This window comes from Haloprofundus halobius (assembly GCF_020097835.1).
Taxonomy (GTDB): Archaea; Halobacteriota; Halobacteria; order Halobacteriales; family Haloferacaceae; genus Haloprofundus; species Haloprofundus halobius.
Window position 1 is genome coordinate 191631 of sequence record NZ_CP083667.1, and the last position, 16304, is coordinate 207934.

General features: G+C 62.6%; 12 protein-coding genes. 5 read left to right on the plus strand and 7 right to left on the minus strand.

Annotation, left to right across the window (positions count from 1 at the left end; genetic code table 11):
* Positions 1-135: 135 nt before the first annotated feature.
* Positions 136-783: a DUF8102 family protein gene (locus tag LAQ74_RS17830; protein WP_224338077.1), complete on the plus strand. Its 648-nt coding sequence runs from the start codon at positions 136-138 to the stop codon at positions 781-783.
* A gap of 24 nt (positions 784-807) precedes the next feature.
* On the opposite strand, the gene LAQ74_RS17835 is transcribed toward LAQ74_RS17830, so the two are convergent.
* Both LAQ74_RS17835 and LAQ74_RS17840 read right to left on the minus strand, forming a co-directional pair.
* Complete coding sequence (locus tag LAQ74_RS17835) at positions 808-1194, minus strand: Rid family detoxifying hydrolase (protein WP_224338046.1); 387 nt, start codon at positions 1192-1194, stop codon at positions 808-810.
* Positions 1195-1266: 72 nt separating this feature from the next.
* Positions 1267-2646 (minus strand): aspartate aminotransferase family protein, encoded by a 1380-nt coding sequence (locus tag LAQ74_RS17840; RefSeq protein WP_224338048.1) that lies wholly within the window; start codon positions 2644-2646, stop codon positions 1267-1269.
* Positions 2647-2753: 107 nt separating this feature from the next.
* Between LAQ74_RS17840 and LAQ74_RS17845 the strand changes: the two genes are divergently transcribed.
* Positions 2754-4415, plus strand: a complete 1662-nt coding sequence (locus LAQ74_RS17845) for an aldehyde ferredoxin oxidoreductase family protein (protein ID WP_224338050.1) — start codon at positions 2754-2756, stop codon at positions 4413-4415.
* A gap of 72 nt (positions 4416-4487) precedes the next feature.
* On the opposite strand, the gene LAQ74_RS17850 is transcribed toward LAQ74_RS17845, so the two are convergent.
* The 3 genes from LAQ74_RS17850 to LAQ74_RS17860 all read right to left on the minus strand — a co-directional run bounded on the left by LAQ74_RS17850 (position 4488) and on the right by LAQ74_RS17860 (position 8968).
* Positions 4488-5288 carry an IclR family transcriptional regulator gene (locus LAQ74_RS17850; protein WP_224338052.1) on the minus strand — a complete coding sequence of 267 codons (801 nt, stop codon included), beginning with the start codon at positions 5286-5288 and terminating at the stop codon, positions 4488-4490.
* A gap of 1206 nt (positions 5289-6494) precedes the next feature.
* A complete protein-coding gene (locus LAQ74_RS17855; RefSeq protein WP_224338054.1) occupies positions 6495-7484 on the minus strand; it encodes a PH domain-containing protein in 990 nt (329 codons plus the stop codon).
* Between the two features lie 2 nt (positions 7485-7486).
* Positions 7487-8968, minus strand: a complete 1482-nt coding sequence (locus LAQ74_RS17860) for a PH domain-containing protein (protein WP_224338056.1) — start codon at positions 8966-8968, stop codon at positions 7487-7489.
* Between the two features lie 305 nt (positions 8969-9273).
* Here LAQ74_RS17860 and LAQ74_RS17865 point away from each other — a divergent pair, with 305 nt between their 5' ends.
* Both LAQ74_RS17865 and LAQ74_RS17870 read left to right on the plus strand, forming a co-directional pair.
* Complete coding sequence (locus LAQ74_RS17865) at positions 9274-9555, plus strand: PadR family transcriptional regulator (RefSeq protein WP_224338058.1); 282 nt, start codon at positions 9274-9276, stop codon at positions 9553-9555.
* Positions 9556-9918: 363 nt separating this feature from the next.
* The gene (locus LAQ74_RS17870; RefSeq protein ID WP_224338060.1) at positions 9919-10575 is read left to right on the plus strand and encodes a dihydrofolate reductase family protein; all 657 of its coding nucleotides are present in this window, start codon (positions 9919-9921) and stop codon (positions 10573-10575) included.
* A gap of 168 nt (positions 10576-10743) precedes the next feature.
* Here LAQ74_RS17870 and LAQ74_RS17875 read toward each other — a convergent pair whose 3' ends face one another.
* Positions 10744-11601, minus strand: a complete 858-nt coding sequence (locus LAQ74_RS17875) for a hypothetical protein (RefSeq protein WP_224338062.1) — start codon at positions 11599-11601, stop codon at positions 10744-10746.
* Between the two features lie 259 nt (positions 11602-11860).
* Between LAQ74_RS17875 and katG the strand changes: the two genes are divergently transcribed.
* Positions 11861-14038 (plus strand): catalase/peroxidase HPI, encoded by a 2178-nt coding sequence (gene katG, locus LAQ74_RS17880; protein WP_224338063.1) that lies wholly within the window; start codon positions 11861-11863, stop codon positions 14036-14038.
* A gap of 297 nt (positions 14039-14335) precedes the next feature.
* On the opposite strand, the gene LAQ74_RS17885 is transcribed toward katG, so the two are convergent.
* On the minus strand, positions 14336-16027 hold the full coding sequence (locus LAQ74_RS17885; RefSeq protein ID WP_224338064.1) for a glycoside hydrolase family 13 protein: 1692 nt from the start codon (positions 16025-16027) through the stop codon (positions 14336-14338).
* Positions 16028-16304: the final 277 nt, after the last annotated feature.

Below are 16304 nucleotides of genomic sequence, written 5' to 3' on the forward strand. Positions count from 1 at the left end.
GACAAACTCGCACGACCGGCCTGTTTCCAGCCGTTTCCAGTCGTAAGCCTTACTGCCGTCAGTACACACAAACTGTGTATGGGAAACTCACCCGACGCCGACGACGCGGACGGCTCTGACGCGGACGCCGCCGAGATGGACGCCCCCGGCGCAGAGGCACGCAACGGCCTCGCTTACTCGGCGGACCGCGGACGCGGTATCCTCACCCCCAGCGACCGCGAGTACCTCCTCGGTCGGAAGACCGACTACACCGAACACTCGAAGAAGCAGAAGCGCAACCGCATCCGCCGCCGCCTCCGCAACGCCATCCTCGACTTCACCATCCTCTTCGAGCATCTCGAAGACCGCGACCGAGAGACCGTGTTCAACCCCGACGACGACGCCCGCGACGCGTACACGCAGGGTATCACCGACCTGCTCGCGTTCCTCCACCTCGGAACGATGGGCTACTACACGCCGTTCAAGGACATGCTCGCACAGGGCGTCAACAAAGCCGAACAGGAGCTCGCCGGGTCGGACTACCGGATGGTGACAGTCGACTTCAGCGTCGAACCGGTCGGCCGAATCGACGTCGACGAAGTCGTCGACAAACTGGAGTACGGCGAGTTCGCCGACCTCACCGACGAGGAACTGCGCGCGTTCACCCGCCTGCTCGCCGACTCCGAGGAGTTCTCCGCGGCCGATGTCCGCTCGGAGATGAAAGCGCAGATGTCCGCGTTCATCGAGCAGGTCGACACCGCGGCGGAACGACGCGACCGGCGTCTCGAAGAACTGAACGACTGAAACGCGGCGCGGACGACCGAGTCTCTATCCGAGGTACGCGACGGCGTCCATCTCGACGCGGACGTCCCCCGGGAGCCGCGAGACCTCGACGCAGACGCGGGCCGGCGGGTCACCTGAAAACTTCGCGCCGTAGGACTCGTTGACGCGGTCGTAGTCGTCGAGGTCCGTGAGGTAGACGGTCACCTTGACGACGTCGTCGAGTCCGTCGCCGCCCGCTTCGTCGACGACGGCGGCGACGTTCTCCAGTACGCGCTCGGTCTGCGCCTGCACGTCGCCGTCGACGTCCTCGCCCGTCTCCGGGTCGACGGGGCCGTAGCCGGAGACGTACAGCGTGTCTCCGGCGACGACGCCCTGCGAGTAGGGGTTGTCGTTGCGCGGTGCATCGTCCGTGACGATTCGTTCTGTGGGCATCTTCCGTGGGTTCTCGGGTCGGATGTGGTCGAATATCGGTTCCGGTCGAAATCGGTCGTGGCTGGGATCGACTCAGACGCGCTGTTTCTCGGACGTGACGGTCTCGATGGCGTCGACGATGACGTCGAGCGCCGTCTCGGCCAACTCCTCGGTGAGCACGAGCGGCGGCAGGAGTCGAAGCACGTTGCCGTGGCGTCCGGCCTTCCAGACGAGCACGCCGTGCTCGAAGCAGTAGTCCTGGATGGCGTCGGCGGCGTCGTCGTCGGGACGTCCCTGCTCGTCGACGAGCGCCGCGCCGATGAACAGCCCTTTGCCGCGAACCTCGCCGACGCGGGGGTTACTCTCGCCGACCGCTTCGAGGCGCGTCCGGATGGAGTCGCCGAGGTCGCGGGCGTGCGCCAGCAGGTCGTGCTCCTGGATGTACTCGATGGCGCGAGTCCCTGCACGCATCGCCACGACGTGGCCGCGGTACGTGCCGGCGTGATCGCCCGACCCCCACGTGTCGAGGTCCTCGTGGTACATCGTCGCCGACAGCGGGAAGCCCGTGCCGCCGAGTGCTTTCGCGGAGGTCATCACGTCGGGTGTCACGTCGTACCACTCGCTGGCCCACCACTGGCCGGAGCGACCGAGGCCGCTCTGAATCTCGTCGAACACGAGGGGAACGTCGTTGTCGTCGGCGATGTCCCGGAGACCTTTCAGGAACCCTTTCGGCGGGGCGACGACGCCACCCTCGCCCTGAATGGGTTCGACGAAGATGCCCGCCGGGTTCGCGAGGCCGCCGTAGGGGTCCTCGAAGATGGCCTGTACCTCTTCGAGCGCGTGGTCGACCGACTCCTGTGGGCTCTTTTCCTGCTCGAAGGGGTTCGGATACGGCGCGTGTGTGACGTCGGCGAGAAGCGGCGTGTAGTTGCCTTTGAACTTCTTGTTTCCGGTGAGACTCATCGCGCCGCTGGTCGCGCCGTGGTACGCGCCGCGGAACGCGACGAGGCCAGTCCCCTCCGTGTTGTACTTCGCGAGTTTGATCGAGGCCTCGATGGCGTCGCTGCCGGTCGGACCGCCGAAGACGACTTTACTGTTGCCGCTCAGGCTTCCGGGCGCGATCTCGTCGAGTTTCTCGATGAGTTCGAGACGCGCTTCGGTAGGGAAGTCGACGGTGTGGACGAGTTTGTCCGCCTGTTCGTGGACCGCTTCGAGAACGTAGGGGTTCGCGTGGCCGACGTTCAACACGCCGATGCCCGCGAACATGTCGATGAACGTGTTACCGTCGACGTCGCGGACGGTTGCACCTCTCCCCTCCTCGAAGGCGATGGGAATGTCCTCGGGATACGCCACCGCGCTGCTGTCGATCTCGCGCTGTTTCTCCAGGAGCGCTCGGGAGTTCGGTCCCGGAACGGAGTCGACGTTCGGTGCGTCGTCGTAATGCAATTCCGCTATGGGTGGCCCTGCGGTCATGGTCGACACCATGAGGAACAGTCATAAAAATTTTGTCCACGATTCCCATTGAAGATGTACACAGTATTCGTAACCACTTTGTCCGTGCGCGGCCGACCAACACGGTAATGTTACACACGATTGGACCGCTTCTCACAGTCGACGTCGGAGCCAAAGAGAGCCGAACCGAAGCGATCGACGAGATCCTCGAATCCTACATCGGCGGCCGGGGCGTCGCGACGAAACTCGCACACGACCGGATTCCGTTCGACGCCGACCCGTTCGGCGCAGAGAACCGCCTGTTCTTCACGACGGGGCCGATGCAGGCGTCGAACATGAGCTTCACCGGGCGGATGAACTGCACCGGCGTCTCGCCGCTCACCGACGGGTTGGTCTCGTCGAACGCCGGCGGGTTCATGTCGCGGAACTTCGCCGACGCGGGGTACGCCGCGGTCGAACTCGTCGGCGCGAGCGACGACCTGCTCGCCGTCCACGTCACCGACGACGGCGTCGAGTTCGAGGCGGTGCCGGAGCTCGAAGGCGCGACCGTCTCCGAAGTCGGCGCGTACATGGACGGCGAACACGGTCTCGGCGTCGAGAACCTCGCCGTCGCCGGTCCCGCGGGCGAGAACCGCGTCCGCTTCGCCTCCATCATGACGAGCGAGGAGCGCGCGTTCGGTCGCGGTGGTCTGGGGGCGGTGATGGGGTCGAAGAACGTGAAGGCGATTAGCTTCGAGGGCGACTCCGCGCCCGACATCGAGGTCCCGTCGGGCCAGATGGAGATTCACCGCGAGGCGGCGACCGACGACCACATCATGAAGCGGCAGGGGACGGTCGCGGTGATGGACCTCGCAAACGAAATCGGCGGACTCCCGTCGTACTACTTCTCCGAGCAACAGTTCGAGGGCGTCGAGGGAATCAACGGCGACGCCGTCGAGTCGAAGAAGTACAAGAAGGGTACCTGTTCGGCCTGCGCGTTCGCGTGCAAGCTGCCGACGAAGGACGAGGAGCGCGGCGTCGAGACGGAGGGGCCGGAGTTCGAGGTGGCGATGGCGTTCGGGTCGAACTCCGGCGTCGACGACATCGTCGACGTGATGAAGTCGAACAAACTGTGCGACGAGTACGGATTGGACGCCATCTCCACGGGGAACACCGTCGCCGCCTACCTCGCCAGCGAGGACGAGTTCGGCAACAGAGAGCTCATCTGGGATCTCGTCGAGAAGATCGCCCATCGGAAGGGCGTCGGCGACGACCTCGCGGAGGGAATCGGTCGGGTCCACGACGACCTCGGCGTCGAGAACTGGACCGTGAAGGGGCTGGACTTCGCCGCCCACGAGGGGCGCGTCCTCCACGGGCAGGGGCTGTCGTACGCGGTCGCAAACCGCGGTGCCGACCACATGTACGCCGTCTTCTACTCGCAGGAGTATCCGCTCGTCCCCGAGGACGAGGCGATGGATCCGACCGGACTCGACGGCAAGCCGCAGCGACTCATCGAGAAGGAGAACCAGATGGCGCTCAACGACAGCGGCGTCGTCTGCAAGTTCTCCCGCGACTACATGACGCCCGAGCGCTACGAGATGCTGTTCGGGACGGAGTACGAGACACTTCTCGACGTCGGAAGTCGAGTCGTCACGCTCGAACGCCACTTCAACAACCGGCGCGGCTTCGACCGCTCGGACGACGCGCTCCCGTACGACCTCCCCGACTTCGAGACGGCGCTCGACGAGTACTACGACCGCCGGGGCTGGACCGACGAGGGCGTCGTGCCCGAGGACGCGATACCGGTCTGAGCCCGATACCGGTTGAGCCGTCGCCGACTCGAACAATACTCGGTCGATACTCGAACGGTACTCGGTCGGCGATTAGCGAGCACCGCTCCCGCCGGGAGACGGCGCGCCGTACATCTCGGCCACTTCCCGCTCGAACGTCCCGGCCGCCTTCGTCAACAGTTCGACCTGCGCCGCCTTCGTCTCGTTGTCGATGGCGTAGGACGGACCGGAGAGGTTCAACGAACCGTACACTTCTCCCCGGGGCGATTTCACCGCTTTACCGACTACCCAAAGCCCCTCGATGGCCTCTCCGTCGCTCTCGGCGTAGCCCCGTTTGCGGACCCGCTGCAGTTCGGTGAACAGTTCCTCCTCCGTCGATATCGAGCGCTCCGTCGCCGCCGGAAGCCCCCACCGGTCGACGATTTCTCGGACGCGCTCTCGGGGATACTCGGCGACGATCGCCTTCCCCGAGGCCGTCGTGTGAACGTGGAAGGGGCTTCCGTCGACGAGAAACTGCGGGAAGTTCGTGAAATCGAGGTCGCCGTACAGCGAGACGATTCGACCGTTCTCTTCGACGGCGAAATCCGCCTCCAGCGCCGACTCCTGCGACAGATGCTCGATGGTCTCCTCTGCGATGCGTCGATACTCCTTGCGGGTTCTGACGTAGTCGCCGAGGTGGCAGAACTTCGCGCCGAGATGGTACCGGTTGTCCTCGTTGACGACGTAGCCGTACTCCGCGAGCGTGTTGAGGTGGCTGTGAACCGTACTCTTCGCGAGGTCCGACGCCTCCGCGAGCTCGACCAGACTCGCTCCTTCGAGTTCGAGGATGTGCTCGACTAACTGAAGCGACAGCGCAGTCGTCTTGAGCACCCGCCCGGCGTCCCGTTCTGTCATAGCTAGCGGTCAGGCGGTATCCCTAAAACAGTTTCCGACGGCTCACGTCGCCGTCGGACCAGTCGGGCGAAGTGGGCGCGTGTCGTGGTTCCGTCGCGACGGACTCGCCGAACACCGAGTCCGGAACCGCGCAGATGTACTCTCGGACTCGAACGCTCGCACCCGCGTCGTACGCTCTCGACTCGGGAAGGAACCGCCGAGCGTCGGAGCGGAGTCGATGTACGTCTCGGTCGATCTCGGTCGATCGTCCACCCGGCCCATTTTGTTCCCGAGAGGCGAATATTTATATATAACCCCGAACCGTAACGAGACGGGAAGTGACGCGTTGCACCCGCACGATGAACTGTAGGCTTGCACAAAAATACTCCGAGTGACGAGAGTAGTTCCGCGAGGAACCGCCGAATCCCGGAGGGCCTCGCATGGATACTGGAAGTAGTCTGTTCTCGAGAGGCGGATATTTTTATAGTCCCGCGAACCGGTAATCCCCCGTTGCCGTTACAAATTTAGTTATGTAACGCCCGCGTCCCGTCCGCTCCTCTTCGTCCGATTGCGCGCGGATTTCGAGGACGTTTTCTCCGTTGACGCTCTCTCTGGGTGCGAAAATCGAACAAACCGGTAACGTGACTCCCGTGCCGTCCGCATTGATAAATGTTCACACGACGCGAACGCGGAGGACGAAATCCGTGTCGGAGTCGGTCACTCCACATCGACCGCCTCGAATAGTGTTCATTAGCTGTGTTCAGTAGTTACAACAACTATATTCATTCTCTTACGTCGACCCCGATAACACCCTGGTGCCGATGGGCTCGTCGTCGAACGAACCATATAGAATTGCATATCTATTCCACTACTATACATACCTGGTCTCGACGTGAACGCCGGTCACTACTGGAAGATCTCTTCGAAACGTCTCTCTTGGAGCAACCGTTTCCGACGATGCGGTCGGGTCGGAGTTCCCTTCGGCGGCTGTCGGATTCGCCCATTATCTATCGAATGACTGTGTGTCTACCACCGACTCGGGATCGGAGGCGTCGGCGACGAAGACTACTCGATACCGGTTGGCGTTCAGTTACTTCTCACCGACGAAGTAACCGACACTCGGTGGACGAAGTCGTCGTGAACGAATTCGTCGTCGGCTCGTGGTCATGTGTTGCACAATATAAGAACTTCTATCCGGCTCCGAGACGGGTGAGCCTCTCGCTGACATCAGTCGATAGTCCGGGGGCCGCCGACCGCCTCGTCGGTGTGGTCTCGCTCACCGACTCCGGGTTCACCGTCCGGTCCCGTCGAAACGCGACCCGTCGACGTTCGCGAACGGTCGCGACCTCTACCGGCGAACTCGGACTCCCGGTCATCATCGTTGTGCTCGTCGATTTCGGCCTGTTCCGCGTCGTTCGACGCGGTGAACGCTTCGTCGCTAGCCGTTTCCATCGCCGGAGACGACTGGTTCTCACGTACCGCTTGTACCTCGTCCGACGGCGAGTTCGGAATCGTCACCGCCGTATCGGCCCCGAGTCGACGCGCGTCGTCAGAACCCAACTGCGTCCGAATCACGTCGGCGAACTCGGTCGCGTCGTACACGTCGTCGATGCTGATGGTCAACCCGCCCGTTGACCCTGCGCGAACGCGGACCTTTCCGCGCCCGGACATCGACTCCCACATGGATTGCCGTTCCTCGACGGACCGAACCTTCTCGATCGGTATCTCGCTTCGGACGAGCGAGAGGAACCGATACTCCTCCATCACGCGCTGATTCGTGACGATGTACGTCGTGAGTGTGTTCCGCCAGTAGCGGTGAATCCCCGTCGAGAAGAGGTACAGTCCGACGGCGAGCGCCAGCGTCGGATAGACGAGCGGCCGTTCGGTGAAGTACAGAAGCGTCATTCCGGCGGCCAGAAACGGAATCGACGCGAACGCCTGTGCGAGCGCGTTCCGCTGGGCCGGGTCTCTGTCGTCGACGACTGATTCGTCCGCACGCATCGCCGGCGCGGGCGGTGCGCCGATGAACTGCACGTAGAGGCCGAGCGCCGTGACGAAGAGACCGAAAGTAGCGAGCAGGACGCCGGTTATCGGCGGAGCAGCCGATTGCCCAGCGACGAGCGGATAGGCGGCCTGAAACTCGTAGATGTAACCGCCGACGGCGACGAACGGGGCACCGAGTAGCGCGCTCCAGACCGCTGGTAATCCTCGTGACATCGTTATCGGCTCTTGAGCATCTCGTAGGCGATTCCCAACACGGAGGTAGCGATACCGACGAGCGTGAGCGTCGTCTCGTCCATCGACGCGCCGCCGCAGTAGCTGAAGAAACCGCGCTCGCACTCACTACTCGACGCCGACGGTGACGACTGTGACGAGGGCGGCGAACCGTTCTCCGGCGACGAGGTGAACGTCGCCGGTGGCGGCGTCTCCGTCGGCGTCTCGACGGCTGCGTGAACGGTCACCGGACGCGTCGACACCGACTCATCACCGGCCCAGATACCGTGCTCGGTGCTGCGAGACGACAGCGGAACGGCGGCGCGCTCGATGTCAGCGTAGCTCGCCTCGAACCGGACTGTCCGTTCCTCGCCCATGGGGACGCGGACCCACTGGGTGGCGACGATCGCGTCGTCGAGGCGGTACGAGAGCTGGCCTTCGAACTGACTGGACCCCACGTTTCGGACGGTCATGTTCACTTGGACCGTCTCGCCCGGTCGGACGTCGTTCGGCGTCTGGAACCGTTCGACGGCCAGCATCGAGGCGTCGGCGCTCGGTCCTTCCACGACTCGAACTTCGCCTCCGCGTCGCGATTCGCCGGTGACTACGGTGTGGTTGTGCGTCGTCGCGTCGTCGATCGACCCGACCGTCGATTCGACGTCCGCCATCGATATCTCGAAGGCGACCTGTCGCTGCTTGCCCGCGTCGACCGTCACGGTCTTTGCTGCGACCTCGTTTCCGTCGAACTCGTACGCTACGGTCCTCGTAATCGTCGTGTTACCGGGGTTTTCGACCGTCGCGAGGACGACGTAGGGGTCGTCCTTCGAGATCTCCGTGGGTGCGTCGAACGTCTGCGCCGTGAAGTCGATATCGGGAGTCACTCGGATACGGGCGGCGGCTCCTCCGCCCGTCTCGTTTCGGACGCCGTGAACGTACGGTCCCGGGGCGGCCGACCCGTGCCGGTCCTCGATTTCCGAGAGTGAGGACCGGAACGTGACTCGCGTCGATTCGCCCGCGTCGAGCGCGACGCGTTCCGTGTCGACGACGCTCCCGCCGAAGGTGTAGTTGACCAGTTTCGTTCCGTTCGTCCCCGCTGTGTTCGTCACCGTCGCGTCGACGCGAAACTCGTCACCGCGGCGGACGACGCTCGGAGCCGAGAGATTTGATAGCTCGAACGTCGCTTCGTCGGTCGTGTGGGAATCAGGGGTCGAACTGGGGACCGGTGTCGCCGTCGGCGTGTCGGTCTCCTGCGGAGGTTCCGAATCGTTGGGCGACTCGTCGGTCGACGTCGTTTCGTTCGAAGATGTCGTGGTGTTTTGACCGGTCGACGTTTCCGTCGCGGTAGTCTCTTCCGTCTGAACAGCGGTGAACCGCTCGTTACGCTCCTCGACGACCGCCGCGGCGACGGGCGACCCGGTTGCGGTGAGGAGGGCGAGAACGAGCGCGACCGTTACTGTGAGAGAAGGCCAGTCGCGCGTGAATTTCATTACGGTCGTCCCTCTGAATACATAATACAAATAGTTTGTTTTCTCTCTATGACGATTTGAGAATAAGTTAGTAGAAAAGAAATTACTTTATAAAAGAAACTCAAAATTATTTGAGTGTCGCGGCTGTGGGGTGCACTCTGCGCCATTGTGGGCTATGTACTCGGTTCGTCGGGTAGTGGGTGTCCATCGTCCACCGTGGTCGACATCCCGCAGATAGCTATCCGTGTTCGTCCGTCTCTCGGCCGGACATACAACTATCTATGACATTGCGAACCATTATATCCGGAATCGTTGGGAATCGGCATATGAACGATTTGAGCGGATTCCAGCGGGACCTCCTGTACGTGATATCGGGCTTCGGCCAGCCGTCGGGTCAGGAGGTGAAAAACGAACTCGAACAGTACGTCGACGGCGAGATCAACCACGGACAGCTCTACCCGAACCTCGACACGCTCGTCAACAAGGGCTACGTCGAGAAAGGGCCGATAGACCGACGGACGAACTACTACGCGATTACCGACGAGGGCGTCGAAGCGATCAGAGAACGGCGGTCGTGGGAGCGGCAGTACATCTCCCCGACGCCCTGACCGGTCTCTAGTTGAGCGAGTTGTTGGTGGCCGGTTTTTGTGAACCTCGATCGAGAGAGACGCACGTCTGACGTGGGCGCGTCGACGGAGAGCAACTCGGAGCGAGCGGTCGATACTGTACGCTCTCCACCCCACTTGAGTCGCCGCGTGCGGGGTTCTGCACTCGACTCGCGCTGAACTCGATTTTACCGACCACGCCCCGCGGCGCGCGCGACGACATCCATCCTCGAACTCTATCGTCCCGCACTGCTGTACCGTAGCTGACGACACTCGCTGGTCGGACAGTCCCACGCGAAGCTGACCCGCCGACCGTCAGGTACGGACGACTACGGCTTTATCGCCTCATCTCGCGTCGAGAGACGTATGAGCGAAAGTCGAACAGACGACACGAGCGGGACGCTCGTCGTGGGGACGTTTCTCACTCTCGACGGCGTGATGCAGGCACCGGGCGGTCCCGACGAGGACCGTGACAGCGGATTCGAACACGGCGGATGGACGGTCAACTACTGGGACGAGCGGATGGGCGAGCGCATGGACGACCAGTTCGCCGGAGCCGACGCGCTCCTCCTCGGCCGGAAGACGTACGAAATCTTCGCCGCACACTGGCCTCACGTCGATGCGAAAGGCGACCCCGTGGCGACGAAACTGAACGAGATGCCGAAGTACGTCGCTTCTCGGACGCTCGATTCGGTGGAGTGGAACAACTCGACGCTCCTCTCGGGTGACGTCGCGGAAGCCGTCGAGGACCTCAGGAACGAGCGCGGGGACGTAATCATGGTACAGGGAAGTCAGAACCTGATTCAGACGCTGCTCGCACACGACCTCGTCGACGAGTTCTGGCTCTGGATTTTTCCCGTGGTCCTCGGAGTGGGAAAGCGGCTGTTCGGGGACGGGACGGTTCCTGCGGCCCTCGAACTGACCGACGCCGAGACGTCGAGTACGGGGGTCCAGATGCTCCGATTCGAGCGGGCGGGAGGGGTAGAGTACGGTTCGTTTGCGTTGGACAACGTGGCGGAGTAACCCGATCTGCCATCGAGTTACCGCCCCGAACTATCGATGCCCGGTTCCCGAAATCGTCCTGGTCCGAACCGGTCGGTTCGCTCCTAACGGTCGTGTTGCGGTGATCTGACCTCGTTTCTGCCCCGATGTCTCGTGTCGACGACGCACCGCATCGAAGCCTCCGACGGCTCACCATTCGGCGTAGGTGAGATACTCGACACCCTCGTACTCCAAGAGCCACGTTCCATAGAAATCCTCCATCTCTACTCCCTCGTGGGCTCGGATACGGTCGATCACCGACCGGAACGAGTCGTCGTCTTCGTAGTACCCCCCGTCGATCGCTTCCTCGACGACCGCACGTTCGGCGTCGGAAAGATCCGTGAGTGTGAACAGGTACTGCGTTCGAACCTGATTGGCGAACGTCTCGACGTCGGGAGCGACCTCCGTCACCTCGTATCGGTACTCGGCCTCCGGCGCCGTTCGGGAGTTGACTGCAACTCGATACCGCTCTTCGCCGTCGACGATGATGTCGTACTGCCGCTCCGGGACAAACACCGATTCGTCCCCTACCTCCTCGGCGGTACCGTAGTCGACGCCGACATCGTATCCGTCCTCACCAGTCGGAGGGTCCTCGGAGAAGACGATATCGAGACGTTGTCGATCCGTTTCCGGAAGGTCGTCGTATTCGATTTCGCCGACTTCCGACGTCGAATCGTCCGGATCGAAATCGATGAGAACCTCGAAGACCTCCGTCTCGCTGCTCTCGAGCCGAGTCTCCGAAACGTCGTAGAAGGTATCCTCGACCCGGACGGTGCCGGTGCGGTCGAACAGTTCGTACCGCCCGGTCCGCGTCGCCGATCCGTTCTCACGGGCCGACGTGACGAGCGTGTACTCTTCGGAATCGGACTCGGGGGTCATCGAAACCTCGTCGGTGATGTCGTCCGCTGTCGCGTCGTCCATGTCGAGGACGACAGCGGGATGGACACAGCCGGCGACGGAGACGGAGAGGAGGGCTGCCCCGCTTGCGAGGAACTGACGGCGTCGCATGACGTTTGTGATAGACAACTAGCATGAATACTTTCTGATTCACCTCGTGAATCGTCGCCGCAGGTGAACGTCGCTGCGCTGTTTCTCTCGTCGCGCTCATCGACGCTACGAAATCGACGGAATTCGGGACTCGTACCGAACGACGATGCGGACTGGTTGCTGACAAAAGTTCACAAACCCGATACTCTTCTTGGGTGCCAGCGAATATTTCCTTACCGAATAGACAATCTTAACATGCGAAAGTTGTAACTACTCGCTGATGACGAAGTCCAATCAGGACTGGTGGCCGAATCGGTTGAACTTGGATATCCTCGACCAGAACGCTCGTCGGGTCGGTCCGATGGACGAGGAGTTCGACTACGCCGAGGAGTTCCAGAAACTCGACCTCGACGAGGTGAAATCGGACATCGAAGCGGTGATGACGACGTCACAGGACTGGTGGCCGGCCGACTACGGTCACTACGGGCCGCTCTTCATTCGGATGGCGTGGCACAGCGCCGGCACGTACCGCACCACCGACGGCCGCGGCGGCGCGTCCGGCGGTACCCAGCGCTTCGCACCGCTCAACAGCTGGCCCGACAACGCGAACCTCGACAAGGCCCGCCGACTGCTCTGGCCGGTCAAGCAGAAGTACGGCCGCAAACTCTCGTGGGCGGACCTGATCGTCCTGGCGGGGAACGTCGCCCTGGAGTCGATGGGCTTCGAGACGTTCGGCTTCGCCGGGGGACGCGAGGACGCCTACGAACCCGACGACGCCGTCGACTGGGGTCCCGAGGACGAGTGGGAAGCGTCCGAGCGCTTCGAGTCCGAAGGAGAACTCGAAGGGAATCTCGCCGCCACCGTGATGGGGCTGATCTACGTGAACCCGGAGGGTCCGGACGGAAACCCGGATCCGGAGGCGTCGGCGGAGAACATCCGCGAGTCGTTCGGCAAGATGGCGATGAACGACGAGGAGACGGCCGCACTCATCGCCGGTGGACACACGTTCGGGAAGGTCCACGGCGCCGACGACCCCAACGAGCACGTCGGTCCGGAGCCCGAGGCTGCCCCCATCGACCAGCAGGGACTCGGCTGGGAGAGCAGTCACGGTTCCGGGAAGGGAAGCGACACGATCACTAGTGGGATCGAGGGGCCGTGGAACACCACGCCGACCCAGTGGGACACGAGTTACCTCGACAACCTGCTCGACTACGAGTGGGAGCCCGAGAAGGGTCCCGGCGGTGCGTGGCAGTGGACCACGAAAAACGGTGAACTCGACAACGCCGCACCGGGCACCGAGGAACCCTCGGAGGAGGAAGACGTGATGATGCTGACGACGGACATCGCGCTGAAGCGTGACCCGGACTATCGTGAGATCATCGAGCGCTTCCAGGAGAACCCCAAGGAGTTCCAGGACGCCTTCGCGAAGGCGTGGTACAAACTCATTCACCGCGACATGGGCCCGCCGACGCGGTTCCTCGGTCCGGAGGTTCCGGACGAGGAGATGCTGTGGCAGGACCCCATCCCCGACGCCGATTACGACCTGATCGGGGACGAGGAGATCACCGAACTCAAAGAGGAGATCCTCGCGTCGGAGCTCTCCGTCTCCCAACTGGTCAAAACCGCCTGGGCGTCGGCATCGACGTACCGCGACAGCGACAAACGCGGTGGCGCGAACGGGGCCCGCATCCGCCTCGAACCTCAGAAGAGCTGGGAGGTCAACGAACCGGACCAGTTGGAGACGGTGCTCTCGACCCTCAAAGAGATTCGCGAGGAGTTCAACGGCTCGCAGTCCGACGGGACGAAAGTCTCGCTCGCCGACCTCATCGTTCTGGGCGGCAACGCGGCCGTCGAACAGGCGGCGAAGGACGCCGGGTACGAGGTGGACGTTCCGTTCGAACCGGGACGCACGGACGCCTCGCAGGAACAGACCGACGTCGAGTCCTTCGAGGTACTCGAACCGGACGCAGACGGGTTCCGGAACTACCTCGGGGACGAAAACGACCAATCGGCGGAGGAGTTGTTGGTGGACAGAGCGGACCTGATGAACCTAACGGCTCCCGAGATGACGGTTCTGGTCGGCGGTCTGCGCGCGCTGAACGCGAACTACGAGGGGTCCGACCTCGGCGTCTTCACCGACCGGCCGGAGACGTTGACCAACGACTTCTTCGCGACCCTGCTGGATATGGACTACGAGTGGGAAGCGTCCTCGGAATCCGAAGACATCATGGAGCAGGAGGCGTCTTCGGAGGCCCGAGAGGTTTACGCGCTGCGCAACCGCGAGACGGGCGAAGTCGATTGGGCAGGTAGTCGTGTGGACCTCATCTTCGGGTCGAACGCCCGGCTCCGAGCCATCGCGGACGTCTACGCCTCCGACGACGGAGAGGAGAAGTTCGTCGAGGACTTCGCGGAGACGTGGCACAAAGTGATGACTCTCGACCGTTTCGACGTCGAGTGAACTGAGCTTCGAGAAGCGGCTGAACGGGGGCCGTACGCAAACTCCTCCCCGTGGTGTCTCGGGGCGCTCCCCCGCAAAACCTCCTGTATTCGACATCGTGGTCGAACCTCTCCCTCACCCGAATCTCGGCGACCGGCCGTCCAGAAACGCGTCGACGCCCTCCGGACGCTCATCGAGGCGGTCGGCGCGCACCGCAGCGTCGTCGAGTATCTCCCCGACACCGGAACGACCAGAAGTTCAAGTCGTCCATCTGACGTGAGTCCTCGGCGAGGACTCGAGCGTTCGTGGTGACGGTGCCTATTCTCGATACACGACCGCTTCATACGGTCGAAACGTCTCGCCGTATGGGTCGGTCGGTGCGTCATCGTAGTTCGCGAGGAGCGTCCTCGTGACGGCTCGTTCCGTCGTCGGTGACTCGAACCGCGCGACTTCCGCTGACCAGTTGAGTACGACGAGCATCGCCTCGTCGTCGAGCGTCCGCGTGAACGCGTACAACTGGTCGTCGTCCGGAAGAAGTGGCTCGTACTCGCCGTAGACGAGGACATCGTGTTCGTTCCGGAGTTCGACGAGACGCCGGTAGAACTCCCATATCGAGTTCGCATCGGCACGTGCTGCCTCGACGTTCACGCGCTCGTAGTCGTCGTTGACGCCGAGCCACGGCTCTCCGGTCGTAAAGCCCGCCTCCGATCCATCGCTCCACTGCATCGGGGTTCGCGAGTGATCCCGGCTCCAGTAGTTGACGAGTTCACGAACGTCCTCGAAGGAGTCGACGGTCCCGGCTGAGAGCAGTTCCTCGACGGTGCCAACCGTCATCGGGTCGTCGATCTCGTCGAACGTTTCGAACTCGGCGTTAGTCATCCCGATCTCTTCGCCCTGATAGATGAACGGCGTGCCGCGCATCGTCAGACAGAACGTCGCGAGAAGCTTCGCTGACGCCGTCCTGTACCGTTCGTCGCCGAACCGCGAGAGCGGACGCGGATAGTCGTGGTTCCCGAGGAACAGTGGATCCCAGCCGACGCCGTCGAGCGCCTCCTGTCGGCTGTCGATGATCTCTTTGAACTCGGTCAGTCGCCAGTCGGTGGAGGCATTCACGTCCCAGCGGCCGTCGGGTCCTTCGTCGACACTCAGATGGTCGAACTGGAATATCATGTCCAGTCCGACGCCGTCTTCACCGAGGTAGTCGAGTGCTTCGCCGACCGACGTGCCCCCCATCTCGGCGACGGTCACCGCATCGTAGTTCGCGAACGCCTCGTCGTGCAGTTCACGGAGGTACTCTTCGATTCTCGGACCGTGCGTGAAATGGGTCGCTCCGACGACGGCCGCTTCCGGGTCGCCGTCGGGGTACCCCTCGGTCTTTGAGAGGTGGTTTATCGCGTCGAGTCGGAAGCCGTCGATACCCTTTTCGAGCCACCAGATAACCATCGACGTTATCTCGTCGCGAACCGTCGGGTTACGCCAGTTCAGATCCGGCTGGTTCTCGTCGAAGAGGTGGAGATACCACGCCTCGCGCTCGTCGTCGTAGGACCACGCCGAACCGCCGAAGAAGGACTCCCAGTTGTTCGGGGGTTCGTCGGGTGTGCCGTCCCGCCAGTGGTAGTACTCCTCGAACCCCTGCTCGCGGCGACGCGACCGCTGGAACCAGTCGTGCTGGTCCGAGGTGTGGTTGACGACGAGGTCCATGATGAGCCGAATTCCCTGTTCATGAAGCGTCGAGCGCAACCGATCCCAGTCGTCCATCGTTCCAAACTCGTCCATGATGGAGCGGTAATCGGCGATATCGTAGCCGTTGTCCGCGTTCGGTGACTCGTACACCGGAGAGAGCCACACGACGTCGACGCCGAGTGCGTCCAGATACGCTACCTTCTCTTCGATTCCGGGAATGTCGCCGACGCCGTCGCCGTCGCTGTCGTTGAAACTTCGCGGATAGATCTGGTAGAACACCGCTTCCTTCCACCACTCCCTGCTCTCGCCGGCGACCGTTTCAGGCATCGCCGCCCCCACTACAGACCCCGTCTCCCGTCCGTCGGCGGCGTTCGAGAACGACCGGCCCTCCCCGGTGACGGAACTCGGTATCGGTCGGCCTCGGCGCGGAGCTGTCGAATCTTCCTCTCGGCGTCGTATTGCTTTCCATCGAAGAGAGTACCTGTAGACTGTATCTCGGACCGGGGAGTGACTTAAAGCTATCCCGAAACACGAAGAACTAGTTCTTCTATAATCTCAACCGTATCAACGACGAACTCTGACCGGAGCGGTTGCACGATCGTGA